The organism is Paenibacillus physcomitrellae (assembly GCF_002240225.1).
Classification (GTDB): Bacteria; Bacillota; Bacilli; order Paenibacillales; family Paenibacillaceae; genus Fontibacillus; species Fontibacillus physcomitrellae.
Map to the genome: position 1 here is coordinate 2,795,371 of NZ_CP022584.1, position 17,017 is coordinate 2,812,387.

Here is a 17,017-nt window from a genome sequence, read left to right on the forward strand (position 1 = left end):
GGATTCTGCTCCGAACAGGCCATCTAAGGGCGATACGTAACGATCGCCGTACTTGAAAACCTAAACCTTCTTAAATTTAATCTTCAATAATAGCGACAGGACGAGCCCAGCCTCCGCTGGCCTTCTCCACCTTCACCGGGAAGCAGCTGACCTTGAAGCCAAACGGTTTAGGAATCTGCTCCAGATTAGCCAGCTTCTCGATCTGGCAATATTCCTTCTCTCTGCCCAGATAGTGAGCCGCCCAAAGCACGCCCTCCCTTGGATTCTTCTTGTAATCCTCAGCCTGGAGGTTCAGCGGAATATCCCAGCCCCAGCCGTCGGTGCCAACCACTTTGATGCCTTGATCCAGCAGCCATTCCGTAGCTTCGGCCGAAACGCCCGCATGCAGGAAAGCATAATGTTCCTGGTATAACCGTTTATCGGCATCACTGCGAATGAGCACGATGTCCAGAGGTTTCAGCGTATATCCGATCCGGTTCAATTCTGCCTCGAGATCGGCTTGGGTGATTTCATATCCCGGCGGCTTGGCGCTGAAATCGAGCAGCACGCCATCCGAGAAAAACCATTCCAGCGGAAGCTCGTCAATCGTCCGTGCCGGTTTGCCTTCCGACGTCGGCCAATAATGGTAAGGAGCATCCACATGTGTTCCTGCATGCGTATTAAGCGTAACAGTTTCGGTTGCCCAAGCTTTGCTGTCCGGGAAAAATTCCGTCTGTAATCCCAGAATAGCGGCTCCCTGGCGGGCACCGTCCTCGTGGGAGTGATAGTCAATCTTCGCCGGCAGGGGTTCTTTGATCCTTGGACTAAGCGGGACACTCAAATCAATCAATTTCATGAGAGGGAAACTCCTTTTCACAAATAATTAACTTTAATAGAAAATTAGTTCTATCTAGAATATTAATTCTAATAGAAAAACGCTCAAATCTCCCTAAAGGTTCCGAACCCGCATAAAAAGTTCAGCTCTTCGTATTCCCATTCCCGCTCGCATAAAATTTCGCCAGCTCGACCATCATGCTGCCCATGCGTTCCTCCTGCGGAGCGATCACCCTGCTAAGGCCCGCTTCCTTGAGGCCCTGCGCCGTGATTCTGCCAACCGACACCGCTACAACCGGGCCTTCAAACGCGGCCAGCAGCGCCTCAGAGCGGCCTGAACGGGCCGCGTATTCCAGCAAAAAGCGCACCTGAGGCGCACTGGTGAAGGTAACGGCATCCACTTCCCCGTTTAGCACATCGCTTAACAGCTGTTCTAGCTGTTCTTCCGGAGGGGCAATATGACGGTAGGGCAGCAGCTGGATCACTTCGGCGCCTTCCCGCTCCAGCCAGTCCACCAGAAGCGGCGCGGAATCGCCGTGCAGCTGGATCATGACCTTTTGCCCTGCCAAAGGCTGGCCTAATGCCGACCAGGCGCGCACCAGCCCTTCCGTGCTTCCATCATCGTCGCGAACGACGGGCGCCAGGTTTCTCCGTTTAAGCGTATTAACCGTCTTGTAGCCGCGGGCCGCGATTCGGGTGTTCTCCAGCAGCTGCTGCAGCTCCCCGTCCTTCCCGATCTCCTCCGCCGCCGTAAACAAGGCTTCAAGCCCCATTCCTGTCGTAAACACCGCCCACTCGGAACGTTTGGACAACCACTCCCGAATTCCGGCCTTCAGGGATTCATCATCGAGAAAAACCGTTCCCTGAGCAGGACGCAGCAGCGCTTGCCCACCCATGTTCTCCACCAGCCTGGCTTGCTCCTCTGAGCGCCTCGGGCCGGTCAGCGCCACCCTTTTACCTGCCAGCCTGCCTGGTCTTCCTGTTTTGTCCGCTCCGCCTTCCATACCCTTCCTCCTCCATCCAGCACCTAACGCCTGCTTATTGACCTGCCGCCGTTTCCGCTCCCTGTGAACCCTGATGATCAAACCGGACCCGCGCTTGCGGCTGCCAGGCTTCCTTCACGCTTAATCCGCCAGCCGGTAGCCTACACCGCGAACCGTTGCAATATAATCAGGAGAAGCTGCGCGGTCTCCAAGCTTCTTGCGCAAGCTCTTGATATGCACATCTACAACATTGCTGCCGCCCAGGAACGTAGTTCCCCACACGGAAGCAAGCAGATCTTCACGCGTCATAACGCTGCCTTCGCTCTCCAGCAGCTGGATGAACAGATCATATTCCGTTTTGGTCAAGTCGATCTGCTCGCCTTTGCGGTAAACCGCCATCTTCTTGCGGTCGACCCAAAGGTCTTTGAAGATAGCCGGAGAAGTGCCGGCCAGCAGCCGCGAAGCAACGGGACGTTTGCCCTCCGAGCTGCGGATAATCCGCTGGGTGTGATAAACGAGCTCCTGCGGACGGCAAGGCCATACCAGCAGCTCCTTGCGTTTGTAATCCTCGTCCATACCGCCCAGCATATCTTCACGGATTAAATACAAGATCGGCACGCCGCCTGTATCCACTGAACCTAACGAGCGTACAATCGCCGCATCCTGTTCCCGGTACCGGGTCAGGTCAAAGATAAGCAAATCGGCTGAAAGGGCATTGCGAATGCCTTCTTCACGGTGATGGAACACCATCACATCAAAGCAGCCTTCCGACAGGTCGCGGACCAATTCGTAGATGCCGCCTGGAACAGGGCTGATCACAATAACCCGCTGAGTCACCGGGCAAGCCTCTACGAAAGGCATAGCTTCATTCTCCATATAAACTGTACTCATCCGTTGTTTCTCTTCTTCAAACACTGCGGACACATCCCTCCGAAGACTACATGTGCATGATGCACGTCGTAACCCGTTTCAATAGCCACTGCTTTCTTCCAATCTTCCGGAACCGACGACATGACCTCATCTACACGGCCGCAGGACTCGCAGATGATGTGCTGGTGCTCATCCATCTTGGCATCGTAGCGGCTGGCCGCTTCACCGAGCTTAAGCTCGCGTATTAATTCTTTATCGGTCAAGTAACGTAAAGAGTTATATACCGTACCGTAGGCAAAATTAAAGCCCTGCTCAACAAGCCGGTTCATCACCTCGGCTGCGGTAGGATGGTCTTCCGAATTTCTTACAATATCATATACGGCTTTCCGTTGAGTTGTTAGGTTCAGGGATTTCATAGCTGTTCATCCTTCAATTTGATTTTAGAATAAGTATAAATCCTATTTTAGAAATCGTCAATTTCCCATTCATGGAATCGGATAAATGTAATCGAGCGGGGACTCGTTTCTTTTCCGAACCGGGTGGTAATAATTGAAGTGATGCAAGTCTTTGCCATTCAGGAAACAGGATACATGATTTAGGGTTTAGGATTCCGTCCGTCAAGGACTCTACAGCAATAGCTGCTGATATCATTCCAATTCGAGGAGGAAGATGCACATGGCAAGCAGTGAAATTCCACGCACCAGCGAGCTGCCCCAATTTCCTGAATCCCTGTGGGAGCGTACCACTGAATTCCCCCGGTTCCCGCGGCTCCAAGGCGAAGCCAATGCGGATGTTGTCGTGGTCGGCGGCGGCATCACCGGGCTTACGACAGCCTATTTGCTGATGAAGGAAGGGCTGCAGGTTGCACTTGTTGAAATGGGCAGCCTGCTCCACGGCACAACCGGCCATACGACGGCCAAAATTACGGCCCAGCACGGGCTGATCTATGATCAGCTGATCGATCATTTCGGTGAAGAGAAAGCCAGATTATATTATGAAGCCAATGAGGAAGCTGTCCATTTCATGCAGAGCTTTGCCAAAGAACATGGAATTGACTGCGGCATGGTCGAAGAAGATGCCTATTTATTCGCCGAGTCGGACGATGAGCTGAAGGATCTGAAGAAAGAATGGGCCGCCTATCAGAAGCTCGGCATTCCCGGCGAATGGCAGGAATCTCTTCCGCTGCCGCTGCTGGTTAAAGGGGCCATCAAGCTGTCCGGGCAGGCCCGCTTCCACCCGCTGCAGTATCTCCACTTCATGGTGCAGCTGCTGCAGGAGGGCGGCGCTGCCATTTACGAGCACACGACCATTGCTGAGAAAGTGGATAAGGTGAGCGGCCGGCTGAAGCTGCATACGGAAGACAGCGCCTCCTCCATCACCTGCAATTATGCCGTTTCTGCCTCCCATTTCCCCTTCTATGACGGAGGCGCGATGTATTTCTCCCGGCTGCATGCCGAACGTTCCTATATCGTAGCCATCGAACCTGAGACCTCATTTCCCGGCGGCATGTATATCAACTGCAGCAATCCGAAGCGTTCGCTCAGAGCGGCGGAGTGGAACGGCAAAACGCTGGTGCTGGTCGGCGGAGAGGGCCACAAAACAGGGAAAGCGCTCTGTACGATCCGGAATTATGAGGCGTTAGAGCTTTACGGAGCTTCGCTGTTTGGAGCGAAAAACATCCCGTTCCGCTGGTCCGCCCAAGACTTGATCACGCTGGATCAGGTCCCTTATATCGGGCAGGCCACAAACGATGACCCGCATATTCTCGTTGCAACGGGATTCGCCAAGTGGGGCATGTCCACCGGAACTCTGGCAGCTCTTATGTTCAGAGACCGGATTATGAAGCGGGACAACCGGTATGAGGATGTGTTTAGTCCGCAGCGATTCAAAGCCGATCCGGGCATCAAAAATTTCATCGTGCAGAATGCGGAAGTCGCCAAAGATCTCGTAGCAGGAAAAGTCGGGCTCGTCCACCGGAAAGCCGACGAACTGCAAAACGACGAAGGCGCTATCGTCAAGCATCTCGGCAAACGGGCCGGCGCCTACAAAGATCGGGAGGGCCAGCTGTACCTGGTGGATACGACCTGCACCCATATGGGCTGCGAAGTCGACTGGAACGAAGGGGAACGCTCCTGGGACTGCCCGTGCCACGGTTCACGGTTCAATTACAAAGGCGAGGTTATCGAAGGTCCGGCGACCCAGCCGCTTACGCCGCTGACCCAGCATCAGCATGAAGGCTGATTGGGATCGCTGCCCAATAAAAAGAGGAACACCCCGGCTCACCTGAATCAACCAGGCCGGGGTGTTTGGCTTGCAAGCAAGAGAATCCAGCCGAAGAAAACCAAAGGCCCACAGCGGTCCATCCGGCTTAAAGCTGGTGTTGCCCTCCTTCTGCAGCCCGATTTCGGCTGTAAAAAGTTGTGTTATCTTTGAAAGAAAGAAAAGTCTGTTTCTGCGAATACATGGATTGAACGCATGGGTTGAATGCATGGGATCGAATTCTTGGATCGAACCCGCAGGCAGACCTAACGGCAGAAATTCCCTCCCCGCGTCCTCAAACCTATGCTGTAATGGGATGGACTGTTCTGCCGGGAAAGGCAGCGTGAACCCTTAACATGAATAAATCGAGAAACTGGCCGGTTGCCGTCGTCGTGCTTCTGGCCATCGGGCTGGCCGGCATGGCTTATCAGCATTTCAAATTCGGCGAAGAGCGGAAGGATTTCGAGCGGCGCTGGAATCTAACTGCCGCGCAGCTGCAAAGCTTGTCGATTGTGAGCGACGATCCCTCCGACATTCATTTCATTCCCGCTAAGGAAGGCAGCGGCTACGTCCAGCTGAGCGGCAAGCTCAAGCCTGAAATCGCCCGCAGGCTCAGCCAGACTGAACCCGCCCCGGACGGGCTTCAGCTCGACTTGAGTTCTGATTCCTTCTCTATCTTCTCCTTCAGCTTCAGGTCAACCAAATCCCAAATCACGGTTGCTCTTCCGGAAGGCTCGGAGCTCGGCCGGTTCCAGCTCGATCTCAAATCCGGCGGCGGCAGCATCCATGGTGTGAGAGCCGGACGGGCCGATTTGAAGACTTCCTCCGGCCGCCTGGTCGTCTCGGACGTCAAAGCAGCTCAGATCAACCTTCACTCCTCCTCCGGCAAAATAACGGCCGAACAACTGGAAGGCACTATAACTGCAGCAACAAGCTCAGGCGGCATGTCTTTAACCAGGATTTCCGGAGACGGCACTTATACCTTAAGCTCTGGCAATTTGGACGGAACCGGAATGACCGGTCAGGTCGCCATTCAGACCTCATCAGGGAACGTTGCGCTGAGTCAATTCAGCGGCAGCGGGCAGATCGCTTCCAGATCAGGCAACATTACGCTCAGCGGCCAGCGCTCCGACTCGCTGAATATTACGGCTCGTTCAGGGAACGTTAAGCTGTCCAAAGACGATGCTTTCCGGGGCATATACGATCTCCGGGCAAGCTCGGGCAGCATTCATGCGCCCGAATCACCCGGGCAAACCCATGATGTGATCGAGATCCGGACCCGGTCGGGGAATATTACCATCCGATAAGCTTTACCAGCAGCAAAGCCCGCCGGGAATTCCCAGCGGGCTTTGCTGTGCGGCCTGGCGCGTATTCGCGTACGCGCCGCAGGCGGTATTCTTCTCTTGCATACAAACCTCAACTATCTATCCTGACGTAACGCCGCTTCCAGCTTCTATGCCTGAATGTCCTTAGGCGATTCCTTCTGCCACCGCTTCCCGGTAGGCTTTAAGGGAGAAATAAATCATCGTGTCCAGGAGGCCTGAATCCACATCGGTCAGAAGGCCGCGGGCGAAATCCCAGGCATTCTCTTCGATCCTCAAGGCCAGCCGGTTTCGTTCCAGCTCCGACTGACATTCATCAAGCTGCTCCGAAAGCATTGGTAGCTCCGCATCCTCGGCGTGCCCCAGCTCATGAGCCGCGACGATCTTAAGCACATCCTCGGCATATTCATCCGTGCCAAAGATTAGTCTGGCCTGTATGCCGATTTCCCCTAAATATAAAGTAACGGAATGATCCTTCATTGTATATTTACCGCCCACATTGCGGCCGCCGGGAAAACGCGATTTCAGATTAAGCGAAACCCTGCTGCCCGAGCGCTCCAATAAAGGCTCAACTACAAGTTTAGCTGCTGTCTTGTTCAAAATGTAATCCCCTGATTTCTGTTAAGAGTCTAAATCCCATTATAACCGATCGTTTCTGGCATTTAAACCCAAACATGTTTATTACCCGCAGAAAATCCACTTCAAACAGCATCTGTCCACAAAAAAATTCAAGAGGCTTGCCGGCTGCCAGCAGCGGGTTTACCTGCCTCTTGGAAAAAACTTAGAGCGTCTCGGGCTTGCCAATGATTGCCTGATTTCGTAAAATGAAAGCATCTTATGCAAAGGAGGTGAAGGTAGGTTATGGACCGCAAATTGGCGTGGAGTCGGATTAATCAGCTTCCTATGATTTTGTCCGGCATTTTTTACAGAGGTTCGTTGAACGGGATCCGTCTGCCCTTTTTCAACAATCTCATGTACCGCTAAAATTGCGAAATGCCGCTCCTACCTTGACCTCACGGACATTGTTTGGGATCACGATTGGTTGATCCTGTCACGATTCGTGGTTCAGAGGCCGCAGGATTTCCTGCAGCCTCTTTTTGTTCTCTGCAGGAGATCTGCCAGGGTTCGGGAGACGGCATGGGAACGAGGAGAACTTAATCATGATTCTGCAAGGACAACATATTCAAAAATATTACGGCGCCGAGCTGGTGCTCAGTGATGTATCGCTCGAAATCAGCGCCGGAGAGAAAGTCGGTCTGATTGGCCGCAACGGAGCAGGCAAAACGACGCTGCTGCGCGTCCTATCCGGACTGGAGAAGCCGGACGGCGGACAGCTTGCTGTTCAGAAAGGCACACAGATCGGCGTGCTGGCGCAAATTCCGCAGGGCCTTGAAGGACAAACCGTGTACGGCAAGCTGCAGGAGGCTTTTAAAGAGCTGCTGGACTGTCAGGCCGAAATGGAGCGGCTGGCTTTAGAGCTTGGCAGCAGCGAAGGCACCGGCGCCGGGCACGAAACCGTGAAGTACGAAGCCGCATTGGCCAAATACGGTCAGCTGCTGGAGAAGTTTGAGACCGGCGGAGGTTATGAAATGGATGCCCGCATCGAGCGCGTTACCCAAGGCCTGGGCATTCCCGAAGAGCAGCTTGAACAGCCTTTCGCCTCGCTGTCGGGCGGGGAGAAGACGAAGATCGGGCTGGCCGTTATTTTACTGCAGGAGCCTGACCTGCTCATCCTTGATGAGCCGACCAATCACCTCGACCTGGAGGCCGTGCGATGGCTGGAGGAATATCTGCGTGCGCTGAAGGCCGCTGTCGTCGTTATTTCTCATGACCGCTACTTTCTGGATGCCGTTACGGCCAAAACGATCGAAATTGAAGACGGAGAAGCCTTCACTTATCATGGGAACTACAGCTTCTACAAACAGGAGAAAGAAGTGCTGCTGCTGCGGCAGTTCGCCGATTACCAGGAGCAGCAGAAGAAGATCAGGAAGATGCAGGAGACGATCAAGCAGCTCATTGAATGGGGCAACCGCTCCAACCCGCCGAATGCCGGCTTCCACCGCCGGGCGGCCTCGATGCAGAAGGCGCTGGACCGCATGGTCAAGCTGAAGCGGCCGGTACTCGAGCGCAAGGCGATCGACCTGCAGCTGACGCAGCAGGACCGCTCCGGCAAACGGGCGCTGGTCTTCGAGCAGGCCGGAAAAAGCTTCGGCTGGCGCCGGCTGTTCGCGGGTCTGAACGCGACCCTCATGTACGGCGACTGCGCCGTCCTGATCGGCGGCAACGGGACCGGCAAGAGCACCCTGCTCAAGTGTGCGATCGGCCAGGAGACGCTGGACGAAGGCGAAGCCCGCCTCGGTTCCCGGGCGGAGCTTGGGTATCTCGCCCAGGAAAGCGTGCCGTCCGCGGGCAAAGACACGGTGCTCGACTATTACCGGCGCGAAGCCGGAATGGAGACCGGAGAAGCGCGCGGTCAGCTGGCGCGCTTCTTGTTCTACGGCGCTGACGTATTCAAACGTGTCAGCGACCTGTCAGGCGGCGAGTGGACGCGGCTGCGGCTCGCCATCCTGATGCGGCAGCAGCCGAACCTGCTGCTGCTCGACGAACCGACGAACCACCTCGATATCGACTCCCGCGAAGCGCTGGAGGAGGCGCTGGAGGAGTTCGCCGGCTCGGTGCTGGCAGTCTCACATGACCGCTACTTCATCAACCGGATCGCGAGCCGGATCTGGAGCCTGGAAGCGGGTCAGCTGTATGATTACGCCGGGAATTACGACGATTATCTGGAGCAGCGGGCCAAAAGGCGGGGCTTCTCCGGGGATGCCCTTTCCGCGGATCATCCCGCTAAACTGGTCACCCCGGCTCATCCGTCTCCTGCTTCTGAGTTGGAACCATCGGCCGGACAGGCTGCAAGCCAACAGGCAAATCAAGCAGCTTCCCCTGCTTCTAAACGTCACCCTCGCAAAGCAGCGGCGGCAAATCCGGCCACGATTGCCTGTCTGGAACGGGACATTGCGGAAGCAGAATCCGCCCTTGCCCGTTTGGATGCGGAGATGCTGGAGCCGGATACCGCCTGCGATGCTGAGAAGCTGCAGCGGCTGCAGGCGGAGCGTGAACCGCTGCAGAGCAGCCTGGATGCCCTGTACGAACAATATCTGGCGAACGATATTTGACGAATATTATCTTGACGGACACTATTTGAACAACCACTGTTCGACCAGCTTTGAGGAATAACCGGAAAGACAACATCTAATAGAGGAGGCTGAATCCCATCGAAACTGGACAGCAGGTGATCCTCCACCTGGAGGATCCGCGGATTAAGGAGCTTTGCAGCTCCGATCCCAGGCTTGGCGCCTTGATCGCCCGGCTTGGAGCCCTTACGATTTCCCTGGAGCGGGACCCGTTCGAATCGCTGGTCCGCTCCATCATCAGCCAGCAGATTTCTGTTAAAGCTGCGGCCACGATCCGCGAGCGGGTAAGACGGCTTGCCGGAGTCTTCACGCCTCAAGCGCTGCATGCGCTTGAGGACGAGACTTTGCGGGGCGCCGGCTTGTCGGCCTCCAAAACCGCTTATCTCCGCGACTTGAGCAGCAAGTTATTGTCGGGGGAGCTGGATTTTACAGCGTTCCCGGAAATGGACAACGAGGCAGTAATCGCCGCGTTGACCTCGGTGAAGGGCATCGGGCGGTGGACCGCCGAGATGTTCCTGATGTTCGTACTCGGCCGCGAGAACGTCATTTCCTTTGGCGACGCCGGATTGCAGCGGGCTGCGCTTTGGCTGTATGATCTGGAAACAAGAAAAGATAAAAAATATCTGCAGCAGATCGCCCACTACTGGCCTTCCTACGGTTCTTACGTCTGTCTGTATCTGTGGGAAGCTATCAATCAGGAACTGGTGGATTCGGGCAAAAGCTTTGGCGAGTTAATTCTTGAAGTTCATCCGGATCGTGATAATGAAATACGTGAAGCTTCTGACGAATAATGCTGGCAATAATCAATCTGTACTAGATGATCTCTGTACCAAATGATCCCCCCGGCGAATTGCCGAGCGAGCGCGGGATTTACCCCTGCGAATTTTTTCAAAAGCCAGATTTCAAAAAAAAGATGCCCTTTGCAAACCGCAAAGGGCATCTTTATCGGTAAAGGTAAGTAACGTTGTACCTCACCGGGCCTTTTTCGTATAAAAATAATTTCCTATCCTGCGCTTGGCTCAGCGTCGTCGCTGAACTGGCTGTTGTACAGGTCGGCATAGAAGCCGTTCTGGGCCATCAGCTCATCGTGTGTGCCCTGCTCGATCACCGTACCTTGATTCATAACCAGAATCAGATCGGCTCCCTTGATGGTCGACAAGCGATGGGCAATAACGAAGCTGGTCCGGCCCTTCATCAGCTCATTCATGGCATTCTGGATGTAGACCTCGGTCCGTGTATCGACGCTGCTCGTTGCTTCGTCCAGAATCAGGATCGCCGGATCGGCCAGAATGGCGCGGGCAATCGTCAGCAGCTGCTTCTGTCCCTGCGAGATGTTGGACGCTTCTTCATTCAGCACCGTGTCATAGCCCTGCGGCAATGTGCGGATAAAATGATCGGCATGCGCCATTTTCGCTGCGCGGACCACATCGGCCTCCGAGGCGCCTTCACGGCCGTAAGCAATGTTGTCCCGGATCGTGCCGTTAAACAGCCACGTATCCTGAAGCACCATGCCGAACAGCTTGTGCAGATCGCCGCGTTTCATGTCCTTGATGTCCATACCGTCAATCGTAATCCGGCCGCCCCGCAGCTCGTAGAAGCGCATCAGCAGGTTGATCAGCGTTGTTTTACCGGCACCTGTCGGCCCGACAATCGCAATCGTTTGTCCCTGCTTCGCTTCAATGCTCATATCCTCAATCAGCGTAGGTTTGCCGTCATACCCGAACTGGACATGCTCGAAGGCCACGTCGCCTTGAGGTAATGCCAATTTCCTCGGCGTAGACACCTCTGGAACCTCTTCTTCTTCATCCAGCACTTCAAAGACACGTTCCGCCGACGCTACGGTCGACTGAATGATGTTGGCAATGTTGGCGGTTTGCGTAATCGGCTGGGTGAACTGGCGCATGTACTGGATAAAGGCCTGGACGTCACCGATCGTGATCATATTTTTGATTACGAACAAGCCGCCCACTACGGAAATCAGCACATAACCGATGTTGCCAATAAAGTTCATGATCGGCATGATGATGCCGGACAGGAACTGCGCTTTGCGTCCGGCCTGGAACAGCCGGTCGTTGACTTCATCGAATTTATTCAGCGATTCCTGTTCACGGCCGAAGACTTTAACGATTTTGTGGCCGGTGTACATTTCCTCCACATGCCCGTTCAGCATTCCAAGTTCCTTCTGCTGCTCGGCGAACTGCTTCTGCGACCGTTTGGCGACCTGGGTAATGGCCAGCACGCTGACCGGCAGCGTAACCAAAGCAATCAAGGTCATCCACGGGCTGATCGTCAGCATCATGATCAATACGCCAATGATCGTTACAACCGATGTAATCAGCTGCGTCAAGCTTTGCTGCAGCGTCGTACTGATATTGTCCACATCGTTGGTGACGCGGCTGAGAATTTCCCCGTTGGTGCGGGAATCAAAATATTTCAGCGGAAGCTTGTTCAGCTTCTCGTTCACATCCCGGCGCAGCTGGAATACCGTACGCTGGGCAACGCCCGCCATCAGATACTGCTGGATGTAACTAAAGACGGCGCTTAACAGATACAAACCTACCAGCTCCAGAACAATACGCCAAATGCCTTCAAAATCAATATGGCCGCCCTGCGACTTGCCCAACAGACCTTCAAGGAGTTTGGTCGTCGCTTGGCCGAGCACTTTCGGACCATAAATGCTGAAGACGGTACTCAAGATAGCCGTAATAAAAACAATCGATAATTTGAAGCGGAAAGGCTTCAAATATTTCATCAGCCGCAGGAGCGTGCCTTTGAAGTCCTTCGCTTTCTGGACAGGCATGCCCATTCCCCGGCCGCCTCCGCCAGGACCCATCGGTCCCCCGCCTCCGCGCGGCATTCCAGCCGGTTTTCCGTTTCCGTTAGCCTGACTCATGCGATCTCCTCCTCTGACAGCTGGGAGCTGACAATTTCACGGTATACGTCGCAGGTCTCCATCAGCTCGCGGTGAGTGCCGATTCCCGCTACTTCACTTTCGTTCAGCACGATAATCCGGTCGGCATCCATTACTGTGCTGACCCGCTGGGCGACGATCAGCATGGTAGAGTCGGCTGCTTCCTGCTTCAGCGCAGCGCGGAGCTTGGCATCCGTCTTGAAGTCAAGCGCGGAGAAGCTGTCGTCGAAGATCAGCAGCTCAGCTCGGCGCACCAGCGCGCGGGCAATGGACAAACGCTGCTTCTGACCGCCGGAGACGTTGGAGCCGCCCTGCGAAATCGGAGCGTTGTAGCCCTCTTCCATCTTGGAAATAAATTCGTCCGCCTGGGCGATCTTCGCCGCATGACGCACTTCTTCATCCGTCGCATCTTCTTTGCCGTAACGGATATTGTCCGTCACCGTACCTGTGAAGAGAACGGCCTTCTGAGGCACAAAGCCGATTTTGCCGCGCAGCTTGGCTTGGGTCATTCTTCGAATATCGACGCCATCGATCAAAATTTCCCCGCTGTCCACATCATAGAAACGCGGAATCAGGCTGACCAAAGTCGATTTACCCGCGCCTGTGCCGCCGATAATCGCCGTGATTTCACCCGGCTTCGCAGCAAAAGAAACATGCTGAATCGCCGGCTGTTCGGCGCCCGGATAGCTGAAAGTGACGTCCCGGAACTCCAGATAACCCCGCAACGGCTGCGCCTCATCAGGAGCAGCCGCTTGGCCGGCCACTCCCGGCTCCCCTCCAGTGTCTGACTGCCCGAAGGCTGATTGAGCCTGTGCAGCTGCTTCATGTACTGCTTTCTGAGCGTCCCGTTCATCCTGCTCTGTCCAATCTTTAATGACAGGATCGACATTCAGCACCTCGTTAATGCGCTCTGCCGAAGCGGAAGCCCGCGGAATCATTACAAAGATCATCGTCACCATCAAGATGGAGAACATGATTTGCATCGCATATTGGATAAAAGCCATCAGATCGCCGACCTGCATTTCGCCGGTATCGATCCTGTGTCCGCCGAACCAGACGATCGCGATTTGTGTAAAGTTCATAATAATCATCATTGCCGGCATCATAACCGCAAAAATTTTGTTGACCTTGATCGAGGTTTCCGTCAGGTCGCGGTTGGCCGCGTCAAACTTTTGCTTCTCGTAATCAATCCGGTTGAAGGAGCGGATAACCCGAATGCCCGTCAGGGCTTCGCGAAGCACCAGGTTCAGTTTGTCGATCTTCTTCTGAATCGCCTTGAACAACGGCAGGCCTTTACCGGCAATCGCCGCGATCAGCAGCCCCATCACCGGAATGACGACTACAAAGATCAGCGTCAGCTCCCGGTCCTTGGACAACGCCATGATCAGGCCACCGATCGCCATCATCGGAGCCATAACCATGATGCGGAGCATCATCACCAGCACCTGCTGAATCTGGTTAATGTCATTGGTTGTCCGCGTAATGAGCGAAGCCGTGCCAATCTTGTCAAATTCCTCAAGCGAAAAGTTCGTTACATGTTTGAATACCCGTCCACGCAGCAGCTTGCCGAAGCCGGTAGCCGACATGGAAGAAAAATAACTGGCCACAATGGAACAAATCATACTGCCCATAGCAACCAGCAGCATATAGAATCCAAAACGCCAAATGTACGCCGTATTCCCCTTGACGACCCCCTCGTCCACGATATCTGACATCAGGGTAGGAAGATATAATTCCGCCAGTGACTGGATAAATACCAATATCAAGGTAATGATCACGGGAATCCGGTACGGCTTCAAGAGCCTGAACAACTTAAACATCGCTCGATCATCTCCACTTGTTAATAAAATGCTTCTACCAGAGACCCTTTTTCTAGAGACCCTTTTCTTCGAGGTTTATTCTCCCGATTCCTGTTAACGAGGCCATCAGGTTTAAAAATAAAATAATAACCGCGAATCTCTATTCGGTCTTCTGTCCGTCCCGGTGATTCAAATAATCCACTACTTCTTCCAGCAGGCCCGCGAGCTGTTCCGTTTTCTCTTGGCCCAAATGCTCGCTGATCCGCTTCATACGGTCCAAGCTCATTTCCATCGCCCGCTTGCGCAGCGCCTGCCCCTCTTCAGTCAGCAGCACGCGCACCACTCTCCGGTCCTCCTGATCATTGACCCGCAGAATAAGACCTTCCGCTTCAAGGCTTTTGATCAGCGGCGTAACCGTAGGAGGCGTTACCTCCATCCGGCTGCTGATCTCGGAGACGGTCATCCCTTCCGGATGCTGACCACAGCCTCTTCCTAACAGGAACAAAACCCGGAGCATGCTGGCGTTATAGCCTTCAAAAGAAATCTTGTTCAACTGAGTTCTGCGCAGCTGCCGCATAACCTCCATCAGTCTGCCAACAGCTGACTGATCCTGGATGTCCAACAGAACTCCCCCTTTCGCAATATTACGCATTACTAATTTTTAAATCATTTAATAATTAGTATATACAAAGTATTTATAAAAGTTATTATAGACAGCAGAATTACCCCTGTCAAGCGGACCCCAGCTGCTGCTTCAGCGGCAGCCGAACGGTAAATTTGGTGCCTTCGCCAACCCGGCTTTGAACCGATACTTCTCCTTTGTGAAGCTCTACGATTTTTTGCAGAATCGACAGCCCCAGACCGTTGCCGCCTTCCGTGCGGGTTCGCGACCGGTCCACTTTATAGAAGCGTTCAAAGATATGCACCAGCTCCTCCTCGGCAATACCGATTCCGGTATCCTTAACGGAAACCAGCGCATGATTGTCTTCGACCGCAAGCGAAACCGTGATCGTCCCGCCTTCCGGCGTAAATTTAATGGCATTATGCAGCAGATTCACCCATACCTGGCTCAGCAGGATTTGATCCGCTTCGATCTCTGCCGGCACAAGGTCGGCGTCCATCTCCAGCTTCTTCTCCAGCCATTGCGGTTCGCATGAGAGCAGATGCTGCTGAAGCTGCTTATCGAGCCGGAACCTCTCCGTCTGCAGCGTAATGTGTTTGGAATCCAGCGAGGCCAGCCGGAGCATATTGTCGCTCAGCTTGGACAGCCGGACGCTTTCCCGCTCAATAATATCCAGATAGTGAAGGCTCTGCTCCCGGTTCAGCTCTTCCTGCTTCAATACCCGGGCAAAACCGGCGATGGAGGTCAGCGGCGACTGAATTTCATGGGATACGTTGGAAATGAACTCCTGGCGCATCTCTTCGGTATTCTTCAGATTGGCGGCCATTTCATTGACGATATCGGCAAGCACATTAAACGGGTGGTTGCGGAATCCAAGTCCCAAATTCCTTAAGTCAACCTGGAAATCCCCGCGCGAAATCTGGCGTAATGCTGCAATCGTCTGCTGAAAGTAATCATTCTGCTTCTTTCTGGGGATCCTCGATATGACCGAAATCACCATTCCCCATAAAACCATCCCGAGCCCCGAAGTGATTAATTGCCCGGCTAATGGATGAGGATGCCAGCCGATCCAATCATAGCCGTGCCGGGACACGTAAAAAGCGCCGACCCAGCACAAGCTGAGCAGCGAAGTGATCCCGATAAACGCCAGCAGCCGCTCCATAAATTCGTGGAAGGTTCCCTCCCTCCGCTCTTTGCCGCGCTGCTTGGCCTGCCGCTGTTCGATCTGCCGTTGTTTCCGGTCCATGCGCATCTCCAGCTGCTCCTGCTTCCGCTCCACCCGGCGCTGTGCATGCTCCAAATGTCGCTCAGCATGCTCCAAATGCCGCCGCACATGTTCCTGCCCGCGTTCCGCTTGACGTTTTCTCTGCTCCAGGTGCCGCTCCAAATGTTCCTTCTGGCGGTTGATCCGGCGTTCGATATCAGCCGTGGACGGCCCCATACCCCGGACGCCTCCCCTGTCTCCTCTGCGGTCCGGCTTGTCTCCGTTTGATTCCGTGCGTTTATCCGTCATCCCGTCACCTCGAACCGGTAGCCAAGGCCGCGGACGGTCGCAATCCGAAACGAATGGTGATCCTCAGGAAACCGCTCCCGCAGTCGCTTGATGTGGACATCCACGGTCCGCTCGTCGCCTTCATAATCGTAGCCCCAGATCTGCTCCACAATCTGGTCGCGCAGCAGGGTTCGTCCCGGATAGCTGGCCAGCATAAAGAGCAGCTCAAACTCCTTAAGCGGCAGAGGAACGGCTTCTCCCCCGACCCGGCACTCATAAGTCTTCCGGTCAAGCAGCAGATCGCCCTGCTGAACTTGCTGGGAAGCCGCAATACGGTAGCGTTTCAGCAGCGCTTTTACCCGGGCAATCAGCTCTGGCGCCTCAAACGGTTTAACCATATAATCATCTGTTCCGAGCTCAAAGCCTCTAACCTTCTGCGAGGTATCGCCTTTAGCGGTCAGCATCAGGAGCGGCATATCATAATGAGCTTCAAGCTCCCGGCACAGCTCCCAGCCGTCCATTTCCGGCATCATCACGTCCAGGATAACCAGATCGGCTTTCACCTCCTGCAGCAGATTCAGCGCTTCCAGACCGTTGCCGGCTGCCGAAATCTCAAAACCTTCCTTGATTAGCACATGGCCGATCAGCTCTTGAATATAGGGATCGTCATCGACGACAAGAATTCGGGTCATTACCTCTCACCTCTCCAAACTTCTTCGTTTCCTCATCATTACCCTTATTGTAAAACAGCCAGA

Annotated in this window: 15 protein-coding genes; 5 read left to right on the forward strand and 10 right to left on the reverse strand. The window is 54.3% G+C overall.

Going from position 1 to position 17,017, the window contains the following annotated elements:
* Positions 1–76: 76 nt before the first annotated feature.
* The 4 genes from CBE73_RS12715 to CBE73_RS12730 form a co-directional block, all read right to left on the reverse strand.
* Positions 77–835 (reverse strand): cyclase family protein, encoded by a 759-nt coding sequence (locus CBE73_RS12715; protein WP_094094522.1) that lies wholly within the window; start codon positions 833–835, stop codon positions 77–79.
* A 121-nt stretch (positions 836–956) separates the two neighbouring features.
* Positions 957–1,817 (reverse strand): uroporphyrinogen-III synthase, encoded by an 861-nt coding sequence (locus tag CBE73_RS12720; RefSeq protein WP_094094523.1) that lies wholly within the window; start codon positions 1,815–1,817, stop codon positions 957–959.
* Positions 1,818–1,937: 120 nt separating this feature from the next.
* Positions 1,938–2,687 carry a winged helix-turn-helix transcriptional regulator gene (locus CBE73_RS12725; protein WP_094094524.1) on the reverse strand — a complete coding sequence of 250 codons (750 nt, stop codon included), beginning with the start codon at positions 2,685–2,687 and terminating at the stop codon, positions 1,938–1,940.
* Positions 2,684–3,082 (reverse strand): Fur family transcriptional regulator, encoded by a 399-nt coding sequence (locus CBE73_RS12730; RefSeq protein ID WP_094094525.1) that lies wholly within the window; start codon positions 3,080–3,082, stop codon positions 2,684–2,686. The genes CBE73_RS12725 and CBE73_RS12730 overlap by 4 nt, the downstream gene beginning before the upstream one ends.
* Before the next feature lie 259 nt (positions 3,083–3,341).
* Here CBE73_RS12730 and CBE73_RS12735 point away from each other — a divergent pair, with 259 nt between their 5' ends.
* Together CBE73_RS12735 and CBE73_RS12740 are read left to right on the forward strand one after the other, a co-directional pair.
* Entirely contained in the window at positions 3,342–4,907 is a 1,566-nt protein-coding gene (locus tag CBE73_RS12735) for an FAD-dependent oxidoreductase (protein ID WP_373286379.1), read from the forward strand.
* 374 nt (positions 4,908–5,281) lie between these two features.
* Positions 5,282–6,232 carry a DUF4097 family beta strand repeat-containing protein gene (locus CBE73_RS12740; protein WP_094094527.1) on the forward strand — a complete coding sequence of 317 codons (951 nt, stop codon included), beginning with the start codon at positions 5,282–5,284 and terminating at the stop codon, positions 6,230–6,232.
* 162 nt (positions 6,233–6,394) lie between these two features.
* Here the strand turns inward: CBE73_RS12740 and CBE73_RS12745 are convergent, their stop codons facing one another.
* Positions 6,395–6,847 (reverse strand): hypothetical protein, encoded by a 453-nt coding sequence (locus CBE73_RS12745; protein WP_094094528.1) that lies wholly within the window; start codon positions 6,845–6,847, stop codon positions 6,395–6,397.
* Positions 6,848–7,108: 261 nt separating this feature from the next.
* Between CBE73_RS12745 and CBE73_RS22565 the strand changes: the two genes are divergently transcribed.
* The 3 genes from CBE73_RS22565 to CBE73_RS12755 all read left to right on the forward strand — a co-directional run bounded on the left by CBE73_RS22565 (position 7,109) and on the right by CBE73_RS12755 (position 10,229).
* A complete protein-coding gene (locus tag CBE73_RS22565; protein WP_268237170.1) occupies positions 7,109–7,231 on the forward strand; it encodes an RAxF-45 family protein in 123 nt (40 codons plus the stop codon).
* A 176-nt stretch (positions 7,232–7,407) separates the two neighbouring features.
* The gene (gene abc-f, locus CBE73_RS12750; RefSeq protein WP_094094529.1) at positions 7,408–9,420 is read left to right on the forward strand and encodes a ribosomal protection-like ABC-F family protein; all 2,013 of its coding nucleotides are present in this window, start codon (positions 7,408–7,410) and stop codon (positions 9,418–9,420) included.
* Between the two features lie 116 nt (positions 9,421–9,536).
* A complete protein-coding gene (locus tag CBE73_RS12755) occupies positions 9,537–10,229 on the forward strand; it encodes a DNA-3-methyladenine glycosylase family protein (RefSeq protein ID WP_229752698.1) in 693 nt (230 codons plus the stop codon).
* A gap of 212 nt (positions 10,230–10,441) precedes the next feature.
* Here CBE73_RS12755 and CBE73_RS12760 read toward each other — a convergent pair whose 3' ends face one another.
* The 5 genes from CBE73_RS12760 to CBE73_RS12780 all read right to left on the reverse strand — a co-directional run bounded on the left by CBE73_RS12760 (position 10,442) and on the right by CBE73_RS12780 (position 16,954).
* Positions 10,442–12,331 (reverse strand): ABC transporter ATP-binding protein, encoded by a 1,890-nt coding sequence (locus CBE73_RS12760; RefSeq protein WP_094094531.1) that lies wholly within the window; start codon positions 12,329–12,331, stop codon positions 10,442–10,444.
* The gene (locus CBE73_RS12765; RefSeq protein WP_094094532.1) at positions 12,328–14,169 is read right to left on the reverse strand and encodes an ABC transporter ATP-binding protein; all 1,842 of its coding nucleotides are present in this window, start codon (positions 14,167–14,169) and stop codon (positions 12,328–12,330) included. Before CBE73_RS12765 ends, CBE73_RS12760 begins: the two co-directional genes overlap by 4 nt.
* Positions 14,170–14,308: 139 nt before the next feature.
* Positions 14,309–14,770 (reverse strand): MarR family winged helix-turn-helix transcriptional regulator, encoded by a 462-nt coding sequence (locus CBE73_RS12770; protein WP_157739551.1) that lies wholly within the window; start codon positions 14,768–14,770, stop codon positions 14,309–14,311.
* Between the two features lie 109 nt (positions 14,771–14,879).
* Positions 14,880–16,283, reverse strand: coding sequence for a sensor histidine kinase (locus CBE73_RS12775; protein WP_308420949.1), 1,404 nt, complete (start codon positions 16,281–16,283; stop codon positions 14,880–14,882).
* Complete coding sequence (locus tag CBE73_RS12780; protein WP_094094534.1) at positions 16,280–16,954, reverse strand: response regulator transcription factor; 675 nt, start codon at positions 16,952–16,954, stop codon at positions 16,280–16,282. The genes CBE73_RS12775 and CBE73_RS12780 overlap by 4 nt, the downstream gene beginning before the upstream one ends.
* Positions 16,955–17,017 lie beyond the last annotated feature (63 nt).

What these genes read in the sequence shown, in the direction of transcription:
- CBE73_RS12715 (WP_094094522.1), bottom strand. Translation starts at nt 835, where the DNA reads ATGAAATTGATTGATTTGAGTGTCCCGCTTAGTCCAAGGATCAAAGAA.
- CBE73_RS12720 (WP_094094523.1), bottom strand. Translation starts at nt 1,817, where the DNA reads ATGGAAGGCGGAGCGGACAAAACAGGAAGACCAGGCAGGCTGGCAGGT.
- CBE73_RS12725 (WP_094094524.1), bottom strand. Translation starts at nt 2,687, where the DNA reads ATGAGTACAGTTTATATGGAGAATGAAGCTATGCCTTTCGTAGAGGCT.
- CBE73_RS12730 (WP_094094525.1), bottom strand. Translation starts at nt 3,082, where the DNA reads ATGAAATCCCTGAACCTAACAACTCAACGGAAAGCCGTATATGATATT.
- CBE73_RS12735 (WP_373286379.1), top strand. Translation starts at nt 3,342, where the DNA reads ATGGCAAGCAGTGAAATTCCACGCACCAGCGAGCTGCCCCAATTTCCT.
- CBE73_RS12740 (WP_094094527.1), top strand. Translation starts at nt 5,282, where the DNA reads ATGAATAAATCGAGAAACTGGCCGGTTGCCGTCGTCGTGCTTCTGGCC.
- CBE73_RS22565 (WP_268237170.1), top strand. Translation starts at nt 7,109, where the DNA reads ATGGACCGCAAATTGGCGTGGAGTCGGATTAATCAGCTTCCTATGATT.
- abc-f (WP_094094529.1), top strand. Translation starts at nt 7,408, where the DNA reads ATGATTCTGCAAGGACAACATATTCAAAAATATTACGGCGCCGAGCTG.
- CBE73_RS12760 (WP_094094531.1), bottom strand. Translation starts at nt 12,331, where the DNA reads ATGAGTCAGGCTAACGGAAACGGAAAACCGGCTGGAATGCCGCGCGGA.
- CBE73_RS12765 (WP_094094532.1), bottom strand. Translation starts at nt 14,169, where the DNA reads ATGTTTAAGTTGTTCAGGCTCTTGAAGCCGTACCGGATTCCCGTGATC.
- CBE73_RS12775 (WP_308420949.1), bottom strand. Translation starts at nt 16,283, where the DNA reads ATGACGGATAAACGCACGGAATCAAACGGAGACAAGCCGGACCGCAGA.
- CBE73_RS12780 (WP_094094534.1), bottom strand. Translation starts at nt 16,954, where the DNA reads ATGACCCGAATTCTTGTCGTCGATGACGATCCCTATATTCAAGAGCTG.